This window comes from Selenomonas sp. oral taxon 136, assembly GCF_001554015.1.
Lineage (GTDB): Bacteria > Bacillota > Negativicutes > Selenomonadales > Selenomonadaceae > Centipeda > Centipeda felix.
The window spans coordinates 1099652-1124410 of the sequence record NZ_CP014239.1 but is presented as its reverse complement, the minus strand read 5'-3'; the positions used below and the strand labels follow the sequence as shown (position 1 = coordinate 1124410).

The following is a 24759-nucleotide window of genomic DNA, read 5'->3' as shown; positions in this document are numbered from 1 at the left end:
ATCAGTGCTTCCGTAATACAGCGGGCTGATGAGCATGGCTCATCAGCCCTTCTCAAAAGGAGGACTATGTCTTTTTTTAAGGATTTATTCGGCGGCAAGGACGCGGGGAAGGAGCATCCGAAGCTCTCACGGGACGCGCAGATCGACGAGGAGATCGCGACGATCTTTCGCATGCTCGCCGATACGATGGGGACGGAGCGCCTAGTCATCCAAGCGGGCAAGATGAATGCAATGGCACTCATGCGCTCGGAGGATCGCCGTGAGCGCGTCCTCGCACTCATGCGCATTCTTGAGGAGGATCCGCTGCTCTCTCCCCCGCCCGCGGAGACAGAGCTGCCCGAGATCCTTTCGCGCATGACGGAGCAGGTCGCGGGCATCCTCGCACGGCGCGATCTGGAGGATCGCATCGAGCGCAAGGTGAATGAAAAGCTCGAAAAGGATCACGAGGAGTATGTGGACGACATCCGCCGTCAGGTAATCTCGGAGGAGAGCCCCGGCGCAGAGTCTCCGCATGACAAGAAAAAGCGTGAGGCGCTTGAGGCGCTGGAAAAGGTGCATCTCACACAGTCGGTGATGGAGCTCCTGCGCCCAAAGACGTTCGATGAGATCGTCGGGCAGGAGCGTGCCGTGCGCTCCCTTATGGCAAAGCTCTCCTCACCCTACCCCCAGCATCTCCTGCTCTACGGACCGCCCGGCGTCGGCAAGACGACAGCGGCACGCCTTGTTCTCGAGGCGGCGAAGAAACGTGCGGTATCGCCTTTTGCAGAGACTGCGCCCTTTGTTGAGACAGACGGCACAACGCTGCGTTGGGACCCGCGCGACATGACGAATCCTCTGCTCGGCTCGGTGCATGACCCCATCTACCAGGGCGCGCAGAAGAACCTTGCCGACAGTGGCGTTCCCGAGCCAAAACCAGGGCTGGTGACCGATGCACACGGTGGTATCCTCTTTATCGACGAGATCGGTGAGATGGATGAGATGCTCCAGAACAAGCTGCTCAAGGTACTCGAGGACAAACGCGCCTACTTTGAATCGGCGTACTACGACCCCGATGACAAGCGTGTCCCTCCGTACATCCGCAAACTTTTTGAGGAGGGCGCGCCGGCAGACTTCGTACTTATTGGGGCAACGACACGCGAGCCGGATCACATCAACCCTGCCTTGCGCTCGCGCTGCGCGGAGATCTACTTTGAGCCGCTGACACCGGCGCATATTCGCACGATTGTGGAGAATGCGGCAGAACGCCTCCACGTCGCGCTCGCCCCCCGCACAGCGGAGCTCATCAGCACATACACGATTGAGGGGCGCAAGGCGATTAACATCCTCGCCGATGCCTATAGCCTCGCACTGAACCGCATGGATGATGTAGAGGTGGAGCGCATTGTTTCACGTGAAACAATCGAGCCAACATCCTCTGTGGAACAACATGAGACGCAGGGAGGTGCGAATGCAGATGTTTCACGTGAAACATCCATCGCGGAAGAAAAAGAACTCCTCGGCATGGAGCCTTCCTCCACACAAGACGATGGGAAGAAAGTGGAAAATGTTTCACGTGAAACAGATCCTCCGTGTATCCCTGTGACAAAGGAAGACATCTATGAGGTCGTTCAGGTGAGCCGCCTCTATCCCTTTGGGAAAAAGAAGGCCTCGAATACACCTGCCGTGGGTAGGGTGTTCGGCCTCGGCGTGGCGGGCTTCCTCGGCTCGATCATCGAGATTGAGGCTGTCGCTTTCCCTGCGGTAGAAAAGGGGAAAGGGACTGTGCGCTTCAACGAGACAGCAGGCAGCATGGCAAAGGACTCTGTGTTCAATGCGGCGTCAGTCATGCGTCGCCTGACGGGACGTGACCTACATGACTATGACCTCCACGTCAACATCATTGGCGGCGGCAATATCGACGGTCCGAGTGCGGGCACGGCCATCCTGATGGCGATTGTCAGTGCTGTGACCGGTGCGGCAGTCCGGCAGAATGTGGCAGTCACGGGGGAAATCTCTCTGCAGGGGGAGATCCGCCCGGTGGGCGGCGTCTTTGAAAAGGCATACGGCGCACGACAGGCGGGGATCTCAACTCTCATCATCCCATGGGAGAACAAGAAGGACATCCCCGAGGATCATCTGAGGCTAAAGATCTACCGCCTCAAGAGTGCTGAGGAGGCCTTTGGCGTGCTGTTCGCCGATGAGAAGTGGAAAGAGAATGCAGAGCATGACGGAGGGTCGCGTTGAATCCCTCCCTCATGTGGATGATGATACGAAAAGGAGTATAATATGCCGGAAGGACGTGTGCCGCCGCAGAGCATCGAGGCGGAACTTTCGGTGCTCGGCTCGATGATGCTGAAACCTGCGGCGGTGTCGCAGGCTGTGGAGCTGCTCCATGCAGAGGACTTCTATCGTCAGACACATCGTGCCGTCTTTGAGGCGATGGAGCTGCTTCTGCGCAACGGTGAGCCTGTAGATATCGTGACCGTGACCGAGTCGCTGAAAAAGTCGGGACTGCTCGAACAGGTGGGAGGAATCTCGTTCCTCGCCAATCTGACGAACACCGTGCCGAGCACGGCGAACCTCGCACACTATGCAAAGATCGTCAAGGAGAAGGCTGTCCTGCGCGCACTGATTGACGCGAGCACGGAGATTGCGGGGGCAGCGTATGAGGCGAGCGAGGATATCGCCGAGCAGCTCGACGATGCAGAGCGCAAGATCCTTGCGATCGCAGGAGGACAGACGACGGGGGCGTTTATCTCTGCGAAGGAGGTCGTCTTTGACGCCGTGGATCGCGTAAGTGAACTCGCCAAGGCAAAAGGGGGTATCACGGGGCTCTCGACGGGGCTCGCAACACTCGACAGTGTGACGCGCGGTCTCCAGCCCTCAGATCTCATCATCGTTGCGGCACGCCCTGCTATGGGTAAGACGGCGTTCGTCCTGAATGTCGCCACGCACGTCGCCCTGCAGGGTGGGACCGTCGCTTTCTTCTCTCTGGAGATGCCGCGCGAGCAGCTGATGCATCGTATCTTCTGCGCTGAGGGGCAGATCGACGCGACGCGCCTTGCCCGCGGCGAGCTCGATGATGAGGAGTGGGAGCGGCTCGTCAAGGTCGCTGACCGCATCATGAAGACAAAACTCTACTTCGATGATACGAGCAGTACGACAGTGCTCGATATCCGCACGCGTGCCCGCCGCCTCAAGGCGGAACATGGACTCGATCTCATCGCCATCGACTACCTTCAGCTCATCCAGGCGCCGGGGCGCGCGGAGAACCGCACCCTCGCTGTGGCAGAGATGACGCGCTCACTGAAGGTGCTTGCCCGTGAGTTGAACGTCCCCATCATCGTTCTCTCGCAGCTCTCCCGCGCGACCGAGGGGCGCTCGGACAAACGCCCCATGCTCTCCGATCTGCGCGAGTCTGGCTCGATCGAGCAGGATGCGGACATTGTCATGTTCCTGTATCGCGAGGATTATTACAATCAGGATACAGAGAATGCAAACATCACGGAACTGAGCATTGCCAAGCACCGCAATGGAGCGACGGATACCGTGCGCATGTATTTTCAGAAGGAATACACGCGCTTCCGCGATCTCGCGCATGAGTAGATTGTTTCACGTGAAACATTTTTCTCATTCCCCTCAAAAAAAGAGGGGATTTTTTTTGCCGTTTGTGCTATGATAAAAGGGTAGAAAAAGCTAAGACCGCGCACTGAGCGTATGGAAATGATGGGCAGGGGGAGGATGCGTTGTGTTAAAGAGTATTGCAGTCATGACGAGCGGGGGAGACAGCCCCGGAATGAACGCGGCGGCGCGTGCCGTGGCGCGCACAGCCCTCTATGAAGGCGTCCGTGTGTGGGGCATCAACGATGGCTATCAGGGACTCCTCGATGAGGATATGTGGGAGCTTGAGTCCAAGGATGTGGGCGACATCATCCAGCGCGGCGGCACCTTCCTCGGGACGGCGCGCTGCAAGGAGTGGACGACGCCCGAGGGACGCCGCCGCGGACATGAGAACCTCATCGAGCGCGGCATCGAGGGGCTCTGCGTGATCGGCGGCGACGGTTCGCTGCGCGGCGCACAGCTGCTCGCCGAGGAGTTCGGCTTCCCCATCGTCGGCCTGCCGGGCACGATTGACAACGATGTCTGGGGCATGGACTATACGATCGGCTGCGACACGGCGGCGAATACGATCATCGACGCGATCAACAAGCTGCGCGACACAGCATCGGCGCATCGGCGCATCATCGTGCTCGAGGTCATGGGGCGTGGCTCCGGCTGGCTCGCTCTCGTCTCGGGCATCTCGGGCGGTGCGGAGTACATCCTCGTCCCCGAGGAGAAATTTGACCTCGCGGAGATCGTCAACGACCTCACCAACGCATACGAGCACGGCAAACGCTACATCCTCATCGTCGTCGCCGAGGGCGCGGCCAAGGGGCAGGACGTCTGCGACTACATCGCAAAGCATACGGACATCGAGACGCGCGTCTCGGTGCTCGGCCATATCCAGCGCGGCGGCTCACCGACGGTCATCGACCGCGTACGCGCCAGCCAGCTCGGCGAACAGGCGGCACTCGCACTCATCTCGGGGCTCTCGGGCATTGTGTTCGGCTACCACAAGGGACACGTCGTCTCCGTCAACCTCTACGACGCCGTCAACAACAAGAAAACACTCGATCCCGAGTACCTGCACCTCGCAAAGGTACTTTTCTAGAACATCCACCGCAGCACCCGTAGAAAGGATGATCCCGTGGCAAAGATCATTGCGGTTGCCAGTCAAAAGGGCGGCGTCGGCAAAACGACGACGGCGGTCAATCTCGCCGCCGCCGTCGCGCGTGCGAAACGGCGCGTTCTGCTCATCGACATCGACCCGCAGGGAAATGCGACCAGTGCCTTTGGCATCGACAAGAGCACACTCCCCGCGACGACCTATCGCGTCCTGATCGACGGAAAGCACATGCGCGAGGTCATCATCGAGTCGGACTACCTCGTCGACGTCGTTCCCGCCAATGTGGAGCTTGCGGGCGCCGAGGTGGAACTGGCGTCGCTGGAACATCGTGAGACACGCCTGCGCAAGGCGATCGCCGAGGTGCTGACCGACTACGACTACATCTTTATCGACTGCCCGCCCTCCCTCGGCTTTCTGACATTGAATGCACTGACGGCGGCACACGCCGTCCTCATCCCCATCCAGTGTGAGTTCTTTGCCCTCGAGGGCGTGGCGCAGCTGATGAAAACCATCAGCCTTGTTAAGGAGCGCGCCAATCCGAAACTGCGTGTCCAGGGCGTCGTGATGACGATGTACGACTCACGGACGCGCATCGCGGGGCAGGTCGTCGACGAGGTGCGCGACGTCTTTGGCGACGCGCTCTATCAGACGATGATTCCGCGCAACGTCCGACTCTCGGAGGCACCCTCCTTCGGGCAGCCGATCACCTCGTACGACATTACATCGCGCGGGGCGGAGATGTATATTGCACTCGCAAGGGAGGTCATACGGCGTGAAGAAGGCTAAAACAGGCGGCCTCGGGCGTGGGCTCGGCGCACTCGGACTCGGAAAAGACGCGCTCACCCTGCCGACCGACCCGCCGCCGGAGGAAAAGACAGAAACCGCTGCAGCCTCCGCGGGCGTCCCGGCGGAGCTCTCCATTGACGTGATCCAGCCCAACCGCTTTCAGCCGCGCCGCGAGTTCGACGAGGCGGCACTCGAGGAGCTGCGCGAGTCCATTGCACAGCACGGCATCCTCCAGCCCGTCACCGTCCGCGACATTGGCGCGGGCAAGTACGAGCTCATCGCGGGCGAGCGGCGTCTGCGCGCCGCCAAGATGGCAGGGCTCACGACCGTTCCTGCATTTTTCCGCACGGCGAACGACGCGGAGATGGCAGAGATGGCACTCATCGAGAACCTCCAGCGTGAGGATCTCAACCCAATCGAGGAGGCACACGCCTATCAGCGGCTCCTCACCGAGTTCAAACTCTCACAGGAACAGCTCGCGCGCCGCGTCGCACGCAGCCGCTCGGCAATCGCGAATAGCGTCCGCCTCCTGCGCCTCGCGAAAGAGGTGCAGGCATTCATCGCGAACGGCGTTCTCACCATGGGGCAGGCACGTCCGCTCCTCGCGCTCGAGACCGCCGCGCTGCAGCGTGAGGCGGCAGAGTACATCCAGGAGCACGAGCTCTCGGCACGCGGCGTCGAGGCGCTCGTCAAACGCCTGGCGAAGGATCCGAACGCACTGAAAAAATCAGCGCCGCCAAAGCCAGAGAAAAAGCCAGACCTCTTCGTCCGTGAGGCAGAGGAGCGCCTGACGCGCAGCCTCGGCACGAAGGTACGCATCCAGACGGGACGCGAGGAGGGGAAGGGGCGGCTCGAAATCAGCTACTTCTCCGCCGAGGATCTGGAGCGACTGCTGTCGCTCCTGACCGTATCGGCAGACGGCGTGGCAAAAGAGGACAAGCGTGCGGCACTGCGCGCATTCTCCACGCAGAAATTCACCGTATAGGATGTGCGGCGTGCCGTCTGCCGCCCTCTGGGGCACATCCGCCTCCGCCCCATGGGGGACGGAGGAAAGAAGGGAAGAGAGAACTTGTTTTTTAGTAATCTAGTGAAGTCGATCGAAGCATATGATGCAGCCCTCCTGCTCACCGCGCTGCTCCTGATCTTCGTCCTGCTCATCCTCGTCATCTACGTCATGGTACGGCTCTCGACGATGAGCAGCCGCTACCGCGCGATGATGCGCGGCTCGAGCAAGGACGATCTCGAGGGGATGCTGATCCAGCACGTGCGCACGGTGGAGGAGGTCGCGGCAACGAACGCACGCATCCTCGAGGAGAACGAACTAATCCGACAGTTCATCCGCCAGTCGCTCGTGCGCGTCGCCTCCGTGCGGTTCCGCGCCTTTGAGGACATGGGGGGCGACCTCAGCTATGCCGTCGCCCTGCTCGATGCGAACAACGACGGCGTGATCTTCTCCAGCATCTTTGCCCGCGAGGACTCGCGCAGCTACATCAAACCGATCAAAAACGGATCGTCGGACTACCCGCTGAGCGACGAGGAAAAGGACGTACTGAAGGAAGCCATGGCAAAACCGCTGCCCATCCAGTACTGAGAAGATATCAACGGACAAAAACCTGCTGTGTCACAGCAGGTTTTCATATTCTTTGGATAGGATAGGGAAATAGGGAAATAGGGATCGGACAGGAACATCTCGATGGGAAGAGGGGGACGCGTTGAGCGAAGAACAATCACGCTATAAACTGCAGCTGGTGGATCGGGAAACGGACACGACGCACACCGTGCGCCTCTCGCTGCGCGCCCTGCGCCTGCTCGCCATGGGCGTGGGCGCGGGGGCGGCACTCGTCGCTGTCGGCTCGATTTTCTCCATCTACACCCTCACGCATGCCTACCTCCACGAGGAGGAGACGGCACAGCTGCGCGAGGCGAACCGCATCCAGCAGGAGCAGATCCGCCAGATCGCGAAAAAGGCCTCCGCGCTTGGGCAGGAGGTCGATGCCATCCAGCGTACGGAGGACGGGCTGCGCGCACTCGTCGGCGCACCGCCCGCGGAGACGGACAGCGCGGTACAGGAAGGAGATGCCGCACCGGCACCGACAGGCGGCGCACCGCACACACTCACCACCGATGAGGTCGGCGAGGCACTTACGATGCTTGAGGAACGCACCGCAGTGCGCCGCACCTCCATCGGACAGCTCGCCGCCATGATGCAGAAGGATGTGCCGGGGGCATCCTCCTTCCTGGGTGACGATACACCCGTCACCACCCCGACAGGCTGGCCGACGGACGGCTTCATCAGCTCAGGGTATGGACTGCGCTGGAACGGCGCGGAGTTCCATCAGGGCATCGACATCGCCGCCGAGATGGGAACACCCATCGTCGCGACGGCGGACGGCGTCGTGACCATCGCGGGCTGGAACGCGGGCGGCTACGGCAACATGGTCGACATCGATCACGGGAGCGGCGTTTCGACACGCTACGGACACGCCTCGGCGGTCGTGGTGACGGTGGGACAGCGCGTGCGGCGCGGACAGATCATCGCCTATGTCGGCTCGACGGGGCACTCCACAGGACCGCATCTGCACTACGAGGTGCGCCTCAGCGGACAGCCCGTTAACCCGACCTCGTATTTGTAAGCAAAGGAGACACTATGAAATCCATCACCTGCCTGCTCGCCGCAGGAATCCTCCTCCTCCCCGTCAGCGGGACGGCCGCCGAGAAGGAGACGGAGATCCATGTCGTCATGGCGGCAGAGGAGTCTCATGGAGACGCTGCCGCGTCAGAACAGCGCACCACATCTGCCGCAAAAGATGCGCAGGAGACAGTGGATACGGAAAAGACGACAGACAGGGCGCAGACCACGGCGGAGCCCGCGGCAAAGGACCGTGCGGCATCGGAACAGCGCACGCAGGAAGATGCCTTCGATGCGGAGATGGATGAGCTCGGCACAGAGAACGCTCCAGCAGAGCAGACACCGCAGACCAATGCCACCTCGGCGAGAGATGCGGAGGCAAAGACGAAGACGAAGACGAAGACGGCAGAAGAAACGGCTGATGGGGAAGGGACGGCCGAAGCCGTTCTTGTCAAAGAACCTGTGAAGGAAAAGGCGCCAGCCGCCGCAGCGACGGACGGTGCAGGGCATTCCGCCGTGTCTGCAGAGCCTGCAAAGAAGGCAGATGCAGCGGATAAAAAAGCTGAGAAAAAGCATGCCGCTGCCGCTGCTGATGCGGCAAAGCGCGAGGCATACGGCAAAGAGACGGCGATCGAGCCCATCACGCTGAAGGACGGCGACTGGGTCTTCATCGAGGGCGACGAGCGGCGCGGCTGGTTCTTTGACCGCAGCCGCATGAAGCGCAACGCCGACGGCTCCGTCTCCTACTGGCAGCTCATCCTCTACAACAACCTCGGTCGGGCACAGTTCGCCGAGGCGATGAAGAATGCGGACTACGAGCACCTCGGCTACACCATGCAGCGGCGCGTGCTCAGCCCGAAAAAGGACGCCATCAGCACCTACGAGATCCTCGCCTACGACGGGAATAGCGCACTCATCACGGAGAGCAGCCGCGAGGGGCACCGTGCCGTGATCCGCGCAAACACCATGACGGAGAAAGAGCGCGACGCCGTACGGCAGGAACTGCGCCGAAAGAAATAACAGCGAGGGACGCATCTCCCCATGTGCATCATCACCGATGCCGGGAGGGATGCGCCCCTTTTTTGATCGAATTAAGGAATCGCTGATAAAACAGTCTCTCGGTACTTCCCTAAGATGGCTGTGCCGAATTTATCAGTGCTTCCTTAACTGCAGATACAGCATCCATACACCGCGAATGGATCACTCTATAACTATAATAAACAAGTATAACTCAAACATGTGATGAGAATAATTTTCGCATATTGACAGGCTGTTTTCACTCTGTTAAACTGTTATTAATTACATAGGTATAGAGGTACATTGTACCTCTCGGTTTCCGAGCAAAAGCATCTAAGGGCGATGCCTATGATGCTGCGCCTGCGCCGCAGGGAGTGATCCCTGCAGTGCACAGGGTTTCGGCAGAAATGCCGGAGCCTCCCTTCCGAACGCGGTTTCCTGCAGAAAACCCGCTCCCTTGAAAAGGAAACGACAACATTGCCGCGCAAGGGCGAGGAGAGGATATTTTGATGCAAAATATCCCTTGGATTCGTCTGCTACGAGGGACTGTTTGTCGTGCCCTCGGGTGCGTCGGACGGTTCCTCCTTTATTATTTTGTACGGAGGGGCCCTGGCTTTCGCGGGATTGGCTTTATATATCTGATGTGTGGGAAGTATTGACGCAAGTTTCTGTTGTCAATCGCCCTGTCGTTCTGCTCGCAAAGGTGTCTGTGTGCCGATCGCGGCGGGATGGATGCGGGTGTTTGGCATGACGGCAGTCTTCCATGGAGACAGGAGGCATAATGTGAACAAAAGGGAGAGCTTGTGGGAGGCATATCTCGCAAAAGGTTTCAGCCGGCGGAATTTTCTCAAGGGCTGCGTGACCCTCACGTCGCTCATGGGGCTGAGCACGGATAACCTTTCAAAGGTCGTCGAGGCCGCCGAGGCGAAGCCGCTGCCGGTTGTGATCTGGCTGCACGGGCATGAGTGCACGGGCTGCGATGAGTCGTTCATCCGCTCGGGCGCACCGCTCGCATCGGATCTCGTGCTGAACGAGATTGCGCTCGAATACAGCCATCTCCTCTGCGCCGGCGAGGGTGAGGCGTTCGAGGCACATCTCGAGGAAACGATCAAGAAGTATCATGGCGAGTACATCCTTGCCGTCGAGGGCGCGGTTCCCATCGGGGAGCACGCCTGCACCTGCATGTCGGGCGGTCACTCCTTCGAGCATACGCTGAAGCACGTCACGGAGGGAGCAAAGGCGGTCATCGCCTACGGCACGTGCGCGACGGCGGGCGGCATCCAGGCCGCTGCGCCGAACCCGACGGAGTCCAGGGGGATCCGCTCCCTCATCGGCGCGAAGCCCTATATTGCTGTGCCCGGCTGTCCGCCGATTCCCGAGGTCATGACGGGCGTCATCATGCACGTCGCGCTCTTCGGCACACTGCCGCCGCTTGACGGCGAGGGACGTCCGCGTCAGTTCTACGGCAACCGCATTCACGACACCTGCTACCGCCGTCCGTTCTTCGATGCGGGCATGTTTGCCGAGCGCTTTGACGACGCGGGTGCAAAGGGGGGCTGGTGCCTCTACAAGCTCGGCTGCCGCGGCCCCGAGACGTACAACTCCTGCGGCAATCTGCGCTGGTATCAGGGGCTCTCGTACCCCATCCAGTCGGGCGCACCCTGCATTGGCTGCAGCAACGCGAACTTCTGGGATCAGGCGCCGTTCTCGAAGCGTCTGCCGGAGTACAACGGCATCGATGTCGACATGGTCGGCGCAGGCCTTGCCGTCGCAACGGCAGTCGGTGTTGCGGCGCACGCCGGAGCGAGCCTTGTACAGAAGAAATGCCATGAGAAGCAGCTCGAAAAAGAGGGAAAGCAGGTGCATGAATGAAACACGTCGTTGTAGACCCAATCACCCGTATTGAGGGACATCTGCGCGTTGAGCTGCAGGTGGACGAGGCATCGGGCAAGGTCACCGATGCCATCTCCTCCGGCACGGCATGGCGCGGCCTTGAGCTCGTCATGAACGACCGCGATCCGCGCGATGCATGGGCATACATTCAGCGCATCTGCGGCGTCTGCACATCTTCTCATGCGCTCGGCTGTCTGCGTGCCGTCGAGGACGCATTCGGCATCACGATCCCAAAGAACGCGCACTACATCCGCAACATCATTGCGGCGTGCCTCGGGCATCAGGATCACATCATCCATTTCTACCACCTCCACGCGCTTGACTGGGTCAGCCCGCTCGAGGCACTGAAGGCGGATCCGGCGGCGACGGCGGCACTCCAGAACACGGTGCTCCAGACCTATCGCCTCCCCTTCCGTGGACCGGCGGCATTTGACACGGACGCCTACCCGCACGACTTCCCGATCGCATCGCTGGACTACTACGCCGCGATCAAGGCAAAGGTGCAGAAGATCGTCGACAGCGGTCAGCTCGGCATCTTCTCCGCGCAGTGGTGGGATCATCCGGACTATCAGCTCCTCCCGCCCGAGGTGCATCTCATGGCGATCTCGCACTACCTCGAGATGCTAGACAAGCAGAAGGATCTCGTCGTTCCGCACGTCGTCTTCGGCGGAAAGAACCCGCATCCGCACTATGTGCTCGGCGGCATGCCCTGCTCCATCTCAATGGAGGACGGCAACGCGCCGATCAATGCGGCGCGTCTCGCGATCGTCGACCATTCGATCAATCAGGCACGCCATATGATGAACGACTACTATCTCCCCGACGTGCTCGCCATCGGACATCTCTACGTCCAGAAGGGCTACACCTCGGGCGGCGGCCTCGCGAAAAAGCGCGTGCTCGCCTTCGGTATGTTCTCCGAGGAGCCGTTCTCAGGTGCGACGAACGGCGACTTCTTCAAGAACCTCCTCGTGCGCTGCAACGGCGTCGTCGAGGACTTCGCTTCGGGCGTAATGAATGCGAAGGTCTATGACTTTACGGAGAAGGATCTGACGGATGCCGACGGCGTCGCAGAGAGCGTCGAGCACGGCTGGTACGAGTACAAGGGCGGCGACGATCAGGCGCTCCATCCGTGGGAGGGCGAGACGACCCCGCACTACACGGAGCCGAAGGAAGGCACGAAGACCGAGTGGAAGGCGCTCAACGAGCAGGGCAAGTACTCCTGGCTCAAGACGCCGAAATGGCGCGGCAAACTCTGCGAGGTCGGCCCCCTGGCACGCTACATCGTCCTCTACACGAAGGCAAAGCAGGGCCTCCTCGGTGACCTGACGTGGGCAGAGCAGATGATCGTCGATCAGATCGATGCCGTGACGAAGGTGCTGAACGTCCCGGTCGAGGCATGGCTGCCCTCCACGGTCGGACGCACGGCGGCGCGTGCGCTCGATGCACAGCTGCAGGCGGAGATCAGCAAGTATTTCTTCGACAAGCTCGTCGCAAACATCAAGAGCGGCGATACGCGCGTAGTGAACAACGACAAGTGGGATCCATCGACCTGGCCGAAGGAGGCAAAAGGCGTCGGCCTTTACGAGGCACCGCGCGGCGCGCTCAGCCACTGGGCGGTCATCAAGGACGGCAGGATCGCGAACTATCAGGCGGTCGTCCCGACGACGTGGAATGCCTGCCCACGCGACGATGCCGAGGGACACGGTGCCTACGAAATGTCGATGATGGATACGCCCGTCAAGGTCGCAGACAAGCCGCTTGAGATCGTCAAGGCGGTCCGCTCGTTCGACCCGTGCATGGCGTGTTCGACCCACCTCTTCAACGCGAAGGGGGAGAAGATCCGCGTTGTGACGACCGATCCATACGCGGGCGTCAGCGTCGATAAATAAGGGGGCGAACCGCATGAAACAAGAAGTACGCAAGGAGTACTATCTCTTTAGTCCCTTTCTGCGCATCTTCCACTGGCTGATGGTCATTGCGATCATCGTGCTCTTCATCACGGGCTTCCTCATCACGAAGCCGCCTGCGATGCTCTATGCGGAGCCGAATGCGTCGCCGCTCCTGATGAATGTGACGCGCAACGTCCACTTCATCGCGGCGTTTGCATTCTGCGCGGGCTTCATCGGCCGCGTCTACGGCTTTATCATCAATCGCGGCGACCGCCTTTTCCCGCATTTCTGGGAGAAGCAGTACTACACGGACACGATGGAAGTGGCGCAGCACTATATGCTGATCAAGGCGACGCACAAGCCGTTTCTGCGCAATCCGCTCGCACGCGGATCGTACGCAGGGCTCTACGTGCTCGTGGCAATCGAGGTGCTGACGGGCTTTGCCATGTACTACATGACGGAGCCGTCTGCGATCGGCGGGACGCTCTTCGGCTGGGTGAACCGCGTGCTCGGCGGCGAGATGATCTCGCACTATGTGCATCACTATGCGGCATGGGCGATCATTCTCTTTGCCATCGGCCATTTCTACATGGTCATCCGCGCTGAGTTCATGGAGGGCGAGGCAGAGGTCTCGAGCATGTTCGCAGGCTCGAAGCTCCTGCGCCATACCCCGGCAGATGCCGCCGACGTAGAGTAGGTTTGGGATAGGATAACGGCGACGGGGGCGCAGAAGACGTTCCTGCTCCCGTTTGCAGAAAAGGAGTTTTCTATGTGTAAAGAATGCGGCTGCGGGCTCGCAGAGAGCACGACGCATTTGCAGTTTTTTGTGAAGGGCTACACCGAGGAGAATGCCGCCGCGGTGGAGAAGGCGCTCTTGGGGCTGCCCGGCGTCCTCTACGTGCACATCCACACGCATGATGGGGAGACGACCGTGGACTATGACCCGGCAAAGACGAAGATGACGGAGCTCATCAGTAAATTTGCCGCACATGGGCTTTCGGCGGAGCTCTAAGATGCACGAAATGGCGATTGCCGAGGGCATTTTGGATATTGCCCTGGACTATGCACAGAAAAATGGCGCAGCGCGCATCGAGCGCATCGGCCTCCTGCTCGGCGAACTGTCGGGCGTGGAGACCGATGCGCTTTCGCTGTGTTTTTCCTCCCTTACGGCGGACACGATCGCGGCAGACGCCGTACTCACGTGGGAGCGCGTCCCCCTCACAGGGCGCTGTCACGACTGCGGCAGGGAGCAGCACATCCGACCGCAGGACTACCTCTGCCCCCATTGCGGCGGCGGAATGGAGATCATCGGCGGCCGCGAGATGCGCGTGGATTATATAGAGATGGAATAGAGCAATGAAAGTAGTTGTAAAAGCAGACATTCTGGGGCGCAACGATACGGCGGCGGCGGAGAACGCGGCGCTCTTTGCGCAGCATGGGATCTATGCGCTGAACCTGCTCGGCTCGCCGGGCGCGGGCAAGACGTCGCTGCTCGAGCAGACGCTGCAGGAACTCGCAGGTGATCTGCGCGTGGCGGTCGTGGAGGGGGATCTCTTTACGACGAAGGATGCGGCACGCATCGAGCGCTGCGGCGCGCCTGTCGTGCAGATCAATACGAGCGGCGGCTGTCATCTCGACGCGGCGATGGTCGCGGCGGCACTCGACCGCCTCGATCTCGACGCGTTCGATCTCCTCGTGATCGAGAACGTCGGAAATCTCGTCTGCCCTGCCGAGTTCGCGCTCGGCGAGGATGAGAAGGCGGTCGTTCTGAGCATCACGGAGGGGGACGACAAGCCGCTGAAGTACCCGCTGATCTTCAAGGAGTCGGCGGCGGCTGTCCTCAGCAAGGTGGATATTCTCCCGTATACGAATTTCGATATGGCGTCGGCGCGTGCGGACATCACAGCCCTGCATCCCGGGATCGCGCTCTTTCCTGTCTCCTGTCAGACGGGCGAGGGGCTCGCGGACTGGTACGCGTGGCTGCGTGCGCAGGTGGCGGCAAAGAAGGCGGGGAAGGAGGTGCGCTGATGGAGGAGTCGATTGTACCCGTTGCGCCTGTGACCGTACTCGGCATCGGCAATATCATTCTGCGCGACGAGGGGTTCGGCGTGCGCGCGATGGAGTATCTGGAGCAGCACTGGGCGTTCTCCGAGGACGAGGTGCGCCTGCTCGACGGCGGGACGCTCGGACCCGAGCTGCTGCACTTCGTCACGGGGACACAGCATCTGCTGATCCTCGACGCGGTCTCGGGCGACGGTGCGCCGGGGACGGCGTACCGCTTTGAGGATGATGCGATCATGGCGCATTTTCAGGAAAAGGTCTCATCGCACGAGATCGGCATACAGGATGTGCTCGCGTGGCTGACGGTGACGGATCGGGCGATTCCGAACGTGGTCGTGCTCGGGATGCAGCCCTACGATCTGTCGGCGGGGCTGACGCTGAGCCCTGCGATGGAGGCGGCCCTGCCCGCGTTCGCGCAGCGTGCGGCCGAGGAGCTGCGCGCGTGGGGCGTTCGGCTCGCGCCGCGTGCCGCAGCGCATGCCTAAGATGACGGACGCGGCACATACCGCAGTACATACGGAGGGGGGCGCCGCCGAGCGGCGCGCCTTTCGTGTCTCGGGGATTGTGCAGGGGGTGGGCTATCGTCCCTTTGTCTATCGTCTCGCGGAGGAGTATGCGCTCAGCGGCTGGGTGCTGAACGACAGCGCGGGAGTCGGCATCGAGGCGGAAGGGACGGCGGCGGCACTCGACGCCTTTGCCGTCGCTCTCGCAGACGATGCGCCGCGTGCGGCAGTGGTAACGGCGGTGACGTGGCAGGCGGTCATGCCATGCGGGGAGCGGACGTTCCGCATCCTGCCGAGCCCCGCGGGGACGCGGGCAGCGACGCTTGTATCGCCTGATCTTGCGGTCTGTGCGGACTGTCGGCGCGAGATCCTGTCGGCAGCGGATCGGCGGTATGGCTATGCCTTTACGAACTGTACGAACTGCGGCCCGCGCTACTCGATCATCTGCGGTGTTCCGTACGATCGTCCGCTGACTTCGATGGCGATGTTCCCGATGTGTCCCGCCTGTCAGCGCGAGTACGATGATCCGCGCGACCGCCGCTTTCACGCGCAGCCGAATGCGTGTGCCGTGTGCGGCCCCGCCTACCGCCTCCTCGTCGATGGTGTGGGGCAGGCGGGTGATCCGCTCGCGGCGGCGCGGCAGGTCGTGGCGCAGGGCGGTATCCTCGCCGTCAAGGGCATCGGCGGCTATCATCTCGCCTGTGATGCACGCAGTGAGGCAGCGGTCGCACGTCTGCGCCGCCGCAAGCACCGCGAGGCGAAGGCGCTCGCCGTGATGGCGGGGAGTCTCGCGGCGGTGCGCGCGCTCTGTCTCCTGTCGGCAGAGGAGGAGCAACTCCTCACGTCTCCTGCGGCGCCGATTGTGCTCCTCGCGCGGCGCGTGGATGCCGTCCGCCCTGCGGCAGAGAGTGTCGCGCCCGGCAATGCGTACCTCGGCGTGATGCTGCCGTATGCACCCGTGCATCTCCTCCTGCTCGGGGCAGATGATCTCTGGGTGATGACGAGCGCGAATCTCAGCGGTGATCCGATCCTCTATCGGGATGCGGCGGCAGAGGAGGGACTGGCGGGGATCGCGGATGCGATTCTCGTGCACAACCGTGAGATCGTGCACCGCGTGGACGACTCCGTCGTGCGCATCGGGGCGGGCGGGCTGCAGATCCTGCGCCGCAGCCGCGGCTATGCACCCGCGCCGCTCGCCCTGCCCTTTGCGGATGGGCAGAGCGTTCTCGCGGGCGGTGCGGAACTGAAGAATACGTTTTGCCTGACACGCGGCGGAGAGGCGTTTCTCAGCGAGCACATCGGCGATCTGACCAATGCGGCGGTACTCGCGTCCTACGCGGAGACGATGGCGCAGTATGAGCAGTTCTTTGAGGTAAAACCAGAGGTGCTCGCCGCCGATCTGCATCCTGCGTATCTCTCGGGGCGGCATCTGGCGGCGCGCGCGGCGCAGGACGGCCTGCCGCTCGTGCGCGTCCAGCATCATCACGCGCATATCGCGGCGGTGCTCGCGGAGCACGGCTGTCATGCGCGTGTGCTCGGCGCCGCGCTCGACGGGACGGGCTGGGGCGACGATGGGACGGCGTGGGGCGGGGAGTTCCTCGCGGCCGATCTCGCGGGCTATGAGCGGCTTGCGCATTTTGCCCCCATGCCGCTCCCGGGCGGCGACCGCGCGGCAGAGGAGCCGTGGCGGCTCGCCCTTTGGATGCTCTATCGGCGCGACGGCGCGGGCTTTGCGGCGCAGTTTCCGCAGTTTGCGGCGCAGCTGCCGACGGGCTGGGAGCTCCTGATGCAGGCAACGGCGGCGGGGCTGTCCGCGCCGCTCACGTCGAGTGCGGGGCGGCTCTTCGATGCGGCGGCGGCGCTGCTCGGCGTCGCGTATCGCAGTGCCTACGAGGGGCAGGCACCGATCGAGCTGGAGCGTCTCGCGCGCACGGCGCGGCGGGCAGGACGCGTCCTGCCGTACACCGTGGCGGAGGGGGCACGGCTGACCGTGGACGTTCTGCCTGCGCTCTATGCGCTCGCGGATGGGGCAGAGGCGCTGACCGTGGAGGAGCGTGCGGGACGCGCGCTGGACTTTCACGTGACGATGGCGGCGGCGGTCGCCGAGGTGCTTGGCATCCTTTCGGTGCGGACGGGGCTGCGCACGGTCGCCCTCGCGGGCGGCGTGTTCCAGAACGCGCTTCTCATGGAGGAGCTTCTGCCGCGCATCGGCGGCTATCATGTGCTCCTGCCGCACCGCGTTCCGCCGAATGACGGCGGTATTGCCTACGGCCAGGCGGCTGTGGCGCTCGCGCAGATGGCTCATTCGCAGCACGCATAGCGGCAATTTGCGGCAGACCAAAGCCTCCCCTGCCGCAGCGGGGAAGTGTCATGCGCAGCGTGACGGAGGGGGCGCTTTGAACGCTTTAGATGCGATGTCCTTGTAGATAAAATTTTCATCATATAGGGAAGGAAACAACATGTGTTTAGCAGTTCCGGCGAAAGTCGTTGAAATAGAGGATCAGCTTGCCTCGGTGGAGGTGCAGGGGGTACGCCGTGCGGCAAGCCTCATGCTCCTGCCCGAGGCGAAGGTGGGAGACTTCGTGCTCGTCCATGCGGGCTTTGCGATGCAGATCGTCGATCCCGCAGAGATGGAGCGCATTGAGGCCCTGCGCGCGGAGATGAACGGCGCGCCGCGCACGGTGATGCACATCGACACGCCGCACATGGAGCACATGGCATGACCCGCGCACAGGAGATGCAGGCAGAGAGCCGGGCGATCCTCGATGAGATGCGGCAGCTCCTTCACGGGCGGCATATCCGCATCATGGAGGTCTGCGGGACGCATACCGTCGCGATCTTTCGCGCGGGGCTGCGCCAGATCCTTCCGCCCGAGGTCGAGCTGGTCTCAGGGCCGGGCTGTCCCGTCTGTGTGACGCCCGACAGCTACATCGACGCGGCGATTGCCTATGCGGAGATGGAGGATGTCATCATCACGACGTTCGGCGATATGCTGAAAGTCCCGGGGACAACGTCGAGCCTTGCCGCCGCGCAGGCAGCGGGGGCGGATGTGCGCATCGTCTACTCGCCGCTCGACGCGCTCCCGATTGCGGCAGAGCAGCCTGAGAAAAAGGTGATCTTCCTCGCCGTCGGCTTTGAGACGACCGCGCCGACCGAGGCAGCGGCAGTGCTCGCGGCAGAGCAGCAGGGCCTTTCGAACTTCTTCCTGCTATCGGCGCAGAAACTCGTGCCGCCCGTCATGCGCGCCCTGCTCGACGGCGGTGAGACGCACGTGGACGGATTTCTCCTGCCGGGGCACGTCGCCGTTGTGACGGGGACGGAGGCGTTCTCCTTTCTCGCGGAGGACTACCATGTGCCCGGTGTGGTCGGCGGCTTTGCCCCGATGGAGATTCTCATCGCCCTGCAGATGCTCGTCCGCCAGATCGCAGCGGGGGCGGCGCGCATCGAGAACGCCTACCCGTCCGTCGTGCAGCCTGCGGGGAATCCGGCGGCGCGCGCGGCGATGGAGCGCGTCTATGAGCCGGCGGAGACGGCATGGCGCGGACTCGGCATGATCCCAGCCTCGGGCCTTGCGATGCGCGAGGCGTACCATGCCTATGACTTTGCCGCTGTGCGCCCGCTCACGATCGAGACGCGCATCGAGGGGCGGCACGGCTGCCGCTGCGGCGAGGTGCTGCGCGGGGCGATCCTGCCGAAGGAATGTGCACTCTTTGGTCGGGCATGTGTGCCGGAGCACGCCGTCGGCCCCTGCATGGTGTCGGTCGAGGGGACGTGTGCCGCGTGGTACAAGTACGGCGGAGGGAGGTTCCACTATGGAGCATGATGTGATTACCATGGCACATGGGGCGGGCGGACAGCTCTCCCATGCGCTCATGGAGGAGGTCGTTCTGCCCGCGCTCGGCAACACGCTGCTGAACGTTCTGCACGACGGTGCGGTACTGCCGCTCACGGGCCGCACGGCGTTTACGACGGACTCCTATGTTGTACAGCCGCATTTCTTCCCCGGAGGGAGCATCGGGCGGCTCGCCGTCTGCGGGACGGTCAACGATCTCTCCATGACGGGGGCGGCGCCCGCATATCTCTCGCTCGCCGTCATCCTTGAGGAGGGCTTTCCCATCGCCGCGCTGCGCCGCATCGTCGCGGACATTGCGGCGGCGGCAGAGGAGGCGGGTGTCTCCATCGTGACGGGCGATACGAAGGTCGTGCCGCGTGGCTGCGGCGATGGCATCTACATCAATACGGCAGGTGTCGGGACGATGCTCGCGGGGGCGGATATCGCGCCGACGAACATCACGGCGGGCATGGACATCATCGTCTCGGGCACGCTCGGCGACCATGCGGCGACCGTGATGGCGGCGCGCCACGGTCTCACCCTGCCGCCCGAGATACAGAGCGACTGTGCGCCGCTCTGTCACCTGACGGCGGCAATGATCGCGGCGGCAGGCGACGGCATCGCCGTCCTGCGCGACCCGACGCGCGGCGGTGCGGCGGCGTCGCTGAACGAGCTGGCGGGCGCGGCGGGCGTCGGCGTCCTGCTCGAGGAGGACGCCATTCCCGTGCGCCCCGCCGTGCAGGGCGTCTGTGAGATGCTCGGGTTCGACCCGCTGACGCTCGCGAACGAAGGCAAACTCCTTGCCTTCGTCCGTCCCGAGCTCACGGCGCGTGTTCTCGATGTGATGCACGAGAACACTTACGGACGCGAGGCGTGCGTGATCGGACACACGACGGCCGATGCGCCCGGTACGGTGGGGCTCAGGACGGCACTCGGCGGCATCCGCGTCGTGGATCTGCCGCTCGGGGAACTGGTGCCGCGCATTTGCTAGGAGACGGCAGGAACACCCACCTCCATGGATGATGTTTGCATGATTTTTTACGAACAAAAAAGCGAGCGGATCGTCCGCTCGCTTTTTATCAAACGTCTTACTTCGTCAGATGTACGTCGGGAATCTCGACCGTATCATGATGCGTGTCCGGGTCGACGTTGGCATACACGCCCGGCTTCGTCTCATACGCCTTCAGATTGTCCTCGTTCGCCTTGAGCATATCCTCGACAAAACGCTCCACTGCATCTGCACAATATACCTTCATCGTACCCCCCCCTCCTATGACCGTTGATGGTGATCTTTATTTCGAACCGAGCATATCATTTTTTGGGACTTGTGGAAAATATTTCTTTCTGATAGAATAATAGTGTAACTTTATTAAAAAAATCTATTGGACAAATGTGATATTTGAAATATTGTCCCGGTTCTTTATATAGTAGACTAATGATGATATAGGAATACACTACGTTCTGTCGCCGCAGAGGCGCGGAAGGAGATGATCGGATGACGCTGGTTCAGATGCGGTATTTCTACGAGGTATGCCAATGGCAAAACATCACAAAGGCCGCAGAGCATCTGCACGTCTCACAGCCGACCGTCACCGTCGCCATGCAGGCGCTCGAGGCGGAGACGGGGCTGAACCTCTTTCACCGCGAGGGACGCAAGATCACCGTAACGGCGGATGGGGCAAAGCTCCTCAGCAAGGTCTCCTACATCCTCACGGAGGTCGCGCGGCTCGACGATGAGATCCGCGACATGGCGCACCGCCACGCAAAGGTGCGCGTTGCCATGCCGCTGCAGCTCGGCGTCGTCTTTCTGCCGCACATCTTCGGTGAGTTCCGCGCAGAGCACCCCGAGATCGAGCTCGAGATCATCGAGACGGGCGGCGTGAGCGCCCTGCAGATGGTTGAGGAGGAGAAACTCGACTTTGCCCTGACGAACTATACGGCGGATTTCAGCGCGCGGCTCTCCTATGCGAAACTCTTTGACTGCGAGTGCACCTTTGTCACGCGCCCCGATCATCCGCTCGCCGCGCGGCATGCGCTCAGCATCGGCGAACTCAAGGACGAGCCGCTCATCATGCTCGACAGCAAATTCTTCGTCGATCGCCTCGTGCAGGACGCGTACGGGCGTGCTGGCGAAAAGCCGAACGTCGTCCACTACTCGCCCTACCTCCACACCGTCAAAAATCTCGTTCACGCGGGCATCGGCTCGACCTTCCTCGCGCGTCCGTCCGTCCTCCCGACCGACGGCTTCGTCCAGATCCCCCTCATCGACCCCCTCTTCATCAACAGCGGCCTCGTCACGAAAAAGGGACGGCAGGCATTCGACGACGTCCGCCTCGTCATGAACTACCTGCGCGCCCTGACGAAGAAACTGCTCGACGCGAAGGAAAAAGCGGAGTGATCTAGGCTGCCGCTGCGGTGCAGGAAAAAATATACGAAGAAGGTCGCGGCATTTGTCCGAGTGTCCGAATAGGACGTCAGTAGTGCCTCCCAGTACAGAAAGCCCCCCTCTGCAACATTTATTATGCAAAGGCGGGGGCTTTGTGTTATAATGAAACGAATACTGTCTTTCAATCGGTTTATGGTGACCAGCAGCACAGGAGTGTGAAATATTTGTTCGGCATATCTTCGATTCTCAAGCGATTCCTCGGCGACAACAACGACAAGGAGATCGCGCGCTACCGCGGCATCGTGGAGCAGATCAACGCGCTCGAGCCGTCGATGGTGAACCTCACGGATGACAAGCTGACGGGCTGTACGCGGAAGTTCCGTGAGCAGCTCGCAGAGGGGGCGACGATGGAGGAGATCCTCCCCGAGGCGTTTGCGGTCGTGCGCGAAGGCTCGCGCCGCGTGCTCGGCATGCGGCATTTTGACGTACAGCTGATCGGCGGCATCTGCCTCCACGAGGGGCGCATCGCCGAGATGCGTACCGGCGAGGGCAAGACGCTCGTCGCGACGACGGCGGTCTACCTCAACGCACTCGCGGGCAAGGGCGTCCACATGGTCACGGTCAACGACTACCTTGCACGCCGCGACAGCGAGTGGATGGGCAAACTCTACCGCTACCTCGGGCTGACGGTTGGCCTCATCGCACATAACATGGACTTCCCCGAGCGCAAGGCGGCGTATGCCGCCGACGTGACGTTCGGCACGAACAACGAGTTCGGCTTTGACTATCTGCGCGACAACATGGTGCTCTCCGAGAGCCAGATGGTGCAGCGGGATCTGCACTATGCGATCGTCGACGAGGTGGACTCCATCCTCATCGACGAGGCGCGCACGCCGCTCATCATCTCGGGCCCCGGCACGAAGTCGACGGACAACTACCGCGTCATGGCGGAGGCCGTACGCCACCTGAAGGAGGGCGAGGACTACACCGTCGATGAGAAGGCCAAGACCGTCGCACCGACGGACTCCGCCGTCCCGAAGATCGAGAAGATCGTCGGCATCTCGAACCTCTACGCTCCCGAGAACATCGAGCTCTCGCACTGCTTTACGGCGGCACTGCGCGCCAAGGCACTCATGCACCGCGACCGCGACTACGTCGTGAAGGGCGATGAGATCATCATCGTCGATGAGTTCACGGGCCGCCTCATGGAGGGGCGCCGCTACTCCGACGGCCTCCATCAGGCGATCGAGGCAAAGGAGGGCGTCAAGATCCAGCGCGAGTCACAGACGCTCGCGAGCATCACGTTCCAGAACTATTTCCGCATGTACGACAAACTCGCGGGCATGACGGGCACGGCAAAGACGGAGGAAAACGAGTTCCTCAAGATCTACAAGCTGCCCGTCATCGTCATCCCGACGAACAAGCCCATCCGCCGCGTTGACGAGCCGGACGTCATCTACAAGACCAAGGCAGGCAAGTACCGCGCCGTCGGACAGGCGGTCAAGGAGATCCACGAGACGGGGCAGCCCGTCCTCATCGGTACGACCTCCATCGTGCAGTCCGAGGAGATGTCGCACGTCCTGAAGAAAAACGGCATCCCGCACGTCGTGCTGAACGCGAAGTTCCATGAAAAGGAAGCCGAGATCGTCGCCAATGCAGGACAAAAGGGCGCGGTCACGATCGCGACCAACATGGCGGGCCGCGGCACGGACATCAAGCTCGGCGAGGGCGTCGAGGAGCTCGGCGGCCTCTACATCATCGGCACGGAGCGGCATGAGTCGCGGCGCATCGACAACCAGCTGCGCGGCCGCTCGGGCCGTCAGGGCGACCCCGGTGCGTCGAAGTTCTTCCTCTCACTGGAGGACGATCTCATGCGCCTCTTTGCCTCCGACCGCATCGCGGGCATCATGGATCGCCTCGGCATGGACGAGGACGAGCCGATCGAGCATGCGATCATCACGCGCTCGGTGGAGCACGCGCAGAAAAAGGTCGAGGCACGCAATTTCGACATCCGCAAACACGTCCTCGAGTACGACGACGTCATGAATCAGCAGCGCGAGGTCATCTACGGCGAGCGCAGGAAGATCCTCAAGGGCGAGAATCTGCGTGAGAATATCCTTGCGATGGTGAAGCACATCATCAAGGACGAGATGAGCCAGTACGCGAACGAGAAACTCTATCCCGAGGAATGGCAGCTCGACGCCCTCATCGAGGACGCGGAGAAGGTCTACGCCCCGAAGGGACGCCTCAAGAAGGCGGAGCTCGAGGCGCTCGCGCGCGACGAGATCCAAGAGGAACTGGAGAAGGTCGCCGAGGAGGGCTACAAGAACCGCGAGCTGATGTTCGGCGAGGAGAATATGCGCGAGCTCGAAAAGGTCGTCATGCTCCGCGTCGTCGATCAGAAGTGGATGGATCACCTCGATCACATGGACATGCTGCGCGAGGGCATCAACCTGCGCGCCTATGGACAGCGCAACCCTCTCGTCGAGTACAAGATCGAGGCACTCACGATGTTCGAGGAGATGGAGGCGGCGATCATGGATCAGATCGCCTCGCTCATGTACCATGTGAGCATCGTCACGCCGGTGGGTCCCGCACAGGAGGGCACGGTGGACGGCAGTGCGCCGGCTGCGGCGGAGGGGGCAGCGCCCCTGCCCGCGCCCGTCGTGGATGCGGCGGCACAGCAGCGCGCCGAGCAGCTGCTCGCACGCGAGCGCTCGAAGCTCGAGAACCATCTCATGAACGCACGTGTCTCGCACGGCGATGAGTCCGCGCCCGCCGAGGCAAAGGCGGAGAAGAATGAGGACGGCAAAAAGATCGGGCGCAACGATCCGTGTCCCTGCGGCAGCGGCAAGAAGTACAAGAACTGCCACGGGAAGGATAAATGATGATTAGGCTTTGCGACGGATGCTCAACGCAAACGCCTCGTTGCGCAAGTGATCGCGTGCTCGTTCGCCTAAATACTGGCGCACTTCTTAAACGCGCTGCGCTTGAACGAAAGAAGTACGCCGGGGGCGAGTCGCACGCTTTACTCACTTGCTCCACTAGGGTTTGCTTA

22 protein-coding genes and 1 riboswitch are annotated in these 24759 nt (G+C 61.9%); of the genes, 21 read left to right on the top strand and 1 reads right to left on the bottom strand.

What is annotated here, in order from left to right; all coding sequences use genetic code 11:
* Positions 1–66: 66 nt before the first annotated feature.
* From AXE86_RS05410 to hypE, 19 genes are all read left to right on the top strand, one after another.
* A complete protein-coding gene (locus AXE86_RS05410; protein ID WP_061945378.1) occupies positions 67–2223 on the top strand; it encodes a S16 family serine protease in 2157 nt (718 codons plus the stop codon).
* 42 nt (positions 2224–2265) lie between these two features.
* Positions 2266–3585, top strand: coding sequence for a replicative DNA helicase (gene dnaB / locus AXE86_RS05405; RefSeq protein ID WP_061945376.1), 1320 nt, complete (start codon positions 2266–2268; stop codon positions 3583–3585).
* A 142-nt stretch (positions 3586–3727) separates the two neighbouring features.
* Positions 3728–4690: a 6-phosphofructokinase gene (pfkA, locus tag AXE86_RS05400; RefSeq protein WP_039981207.1), complete on the top strand. Its 963-nt coding sequence runs from the start codon at positions 3728–3730 to the stop codon at positions 4688–4690.
* A gap of 36 nt (positions 4691–4726) precedes the next feature.
* The gene (locus tag AXE86_RS05395) at positions 4727–5491 is read left to right on the top strand and encodes a ParA family protein (RefSeq protein ID WP_009753403.1); all 765 of its coding nucleotides are present in this window, start codon (positions 4727–4729) and stop codon (positions 5489–5491) included.
* Complete coding sequence (locus AXE86_RS05390; RefSeq protein WP_061945374.1) at positions 5478–6476, top strand: ParB/RepB/Spo0J family partition protein; 999 nt, start codon at positions 5478–5480, stop codon at positions 6474–6476. Before AXE86_RS05395 ends, AXE86_RS05390 begins: the two co-directional genes overlap by 14 nt.
* An 84-nt stretch (positions 6477–6560) precedes the next feature.
* Positions 6561–7082 (top strand): DUF4446 family protein, encoded by a 522-nt coding sequence (locus tag AXE86_RS05385; protein ID WP_061945372.1) that lies wholly within the window; start codon positions 6561–6563, stop codon positions 7080–7082.
* A gap of 121 nt (positions 7083–7203) precedes the next feature.
* Complete coding sequence (locus tag AXE86_RS05380) at positions 7204–8124, top strand: M23 family metallopeptidase (protein WP_061945370.1); 921 nt, start codon at positions 7204–7206, stop codon at positions 8122–8124.
* Positions 8125–8138: 14 nt separating this feature from the next.
* Positions 8139–9140 (top strand): hypothetical protein, encoded by a 1002-nt coding sequence (locus tag AXE86_RS05375; protein ID WP_061945368.1) that lies wholly within the window; start codon positions 8139–8141, stop codon positions 9138–9140.
* Between the two features lie 312 nt (positions 9141–9452).
* Positions 9453–9607, top strand: a riboswitch (molybdenum cofactor riboswitch).
* A 313-nt stretch (positions 9608–9920) separates the two neighbouring features.
* Positions 9921–11009: a hydrogenase small subunit gene (locus tag AXE86_RS05370; RefSeq protein WP_061945366.1), complete on the top strand. Its 1089-nt coding sequence runs from the start codon at positions 9921–9923 to the stop codon at positions 11007–11009.
* A complete protein-coding gene (locus tag AXE86_RS05365) occupies positions 11006–12919 on the top strand; it encodes a nickel-dependent hydrogenase large subunit (RefSeq protein ID WP_061945365.1) in 1914 nt (637 codons plus the stop codon). The genes AXE86_RS05370 and AXE86_RS05365 overlap by 4 nt, the downstream gene beginning before the upstream one ends.
* Before the next feature lie 13 nt (positions 12920–12932).
* Positions 12933–13616: a Ni/Fe-hydrogenase, b-type cytochrome subunit gene (gene cybH, locus AXE86_RS05360; RefSeq protein ID WP_061945363.1), complete on the top strand. Its 684-nt coding sequence runs from the start codon at positions 12933–12935 to the stop codon at positions 13614–13616.
* A gap of 72 nt (positions 13617–13688) precedes the next feature.
* Positions 13689–13931 carry a heavy metal-associated domain-containing protein gene (locus AXE86_RS05355; protein WP_009753394.1) on the top strand — a complete coding sequence of 81 codons (243 nt, stop codon included), beginning with the start codon at positions 13689–13691 and terminating at the stop codon, positions 13929–13931.
* A gap of 1 nt (position 13932) precedes the next feature.
* Positions 13933–14271 (top strand): hydrogenase maturation nickel metallochaperone HypA/HybF, encoded by a 339-nt coding sequence (locus AXE86_RS05350; protein WP_009753393.1) that lies wholly within the window; start codon positions 13933–13935, stop codon positions 14269–14271.
* Positions 14272–14275: 4 nt separating this feature from the next.
* Entirely contained in the window at positions 14276–14947 is a 672-nt protein-coding gene (gene hypB / locus AXE86_RS05345) for a hydrogenase nickel incorporation protein HypB (protein WP_061945361.1), read from the top strand.
* Positions 14947–15465: a HyaD/HybD family hydrogenase maturation endopeptidase gene (locus AXE86_RS05340; RefSeq protein ID WP_061945359.1), complete on the top strand. Its 519-nt coding sequence runs from the start codon at positions 14947–14949 to the stop codon at positions 15463–15465. The genes hypB and AXE86_RS05340 overlap by 1 nt, the downstream gene beginning before the upstream one ends.
* Before the next feature lies 1 nt (position 15466).
* A complete protein-coding gene (gene hypF, locus AXE86_RS05335; protein WP_061946948.1) occupies positions 15467–17803 on the top strand; it encodes a carbamoyltransferase HypF in 2337 nt (778 codons plus the stop codon).
* A 139-nt stretch (positions 17804–17942) separates the two neighbouring features.
* On the top strand, positions 17943–18206 hold the full coding sequence (locus AXE86_RS05330; protein WP_061945357.1) for a HypC/HybG/HupF family hydrogenase formation chaperone: 264 nt from the start codon (positions 17943–17945) through the stop codon (positions 18204–18206).
* Positions 18203–19306 carry a hydrogenase formation protein HypD gene (hypD, locus tag AXE86_RS05325; RefSeq protein WP_061945355.1) on the top strand — a complete coding sequence of 368 codons (1104 nt, stop codon included), beginning with the start codon at positions 18203–18205 and terminating at the stop codon, positions 19304–19306. Before AXE86_RS05330 ends, hypD begins: the two co-directional genes overlap by 4 nt.
* Positions 19296–20306 (top strand): hydrogenase expression/formation protein HypE, encoded by a 1011-nt coding sequence (gene hypE, locus AXE86_RS05320; protein ID WP_061945353.1) that lies wholly within the window; start codon positions 19296–19298, stop codon positions 20304–20306. The genes hypD and hypE overlap by 11 nt, the downstream gene beginning before the upstream one ends.
* 97 nt (positions 20307–20403) lie before the next feature.
* Here hypE and AXE86_RS12875 read toward each other — a convergent pair whose 3' ends face one another.
* Positions 20404–20571 (bottom strand): hypothetical protein, encoded by a 168-nt coding sequence (locus AXE86_RS12875; protein ID WP_006690846.1) that lies wholly within the window; start codon positions 20569–20571, stop codon positions 20404–20406.
* 239 nt (positions 20572–20810) lie between these two features.
* Here AXE86_RS12875 and AXE86_RS05315 point away from each other — a divergent pair, with 239 nt between their 5' ends.
* Positions 20811–21713: a LysR family transcriptional regulator gene (locus AXE86_RS05315; protein ID WP_061945351.1), complete on the top strand. Its 903-nt coding sequence runs from the start codon at positions 20811–20813 to the stop codon at positions 21711–21713.
* A gap of 212 nt (positions 21714–21925) precedes the next feature.
* Positions 21926–24589: a preprotein translocase subunit SecA gene (secA, locus tag AXE86_RS05310; protein ID WP_061945349.1), complete on the top strand. Its 2664-nt coding sequence runs from the start codon at positions 21926–21928 to the stop codon at positions 24587–24589.
* The last annotated feature ends 170 nt before the right edge of the window (positions 24590–24759 follow it).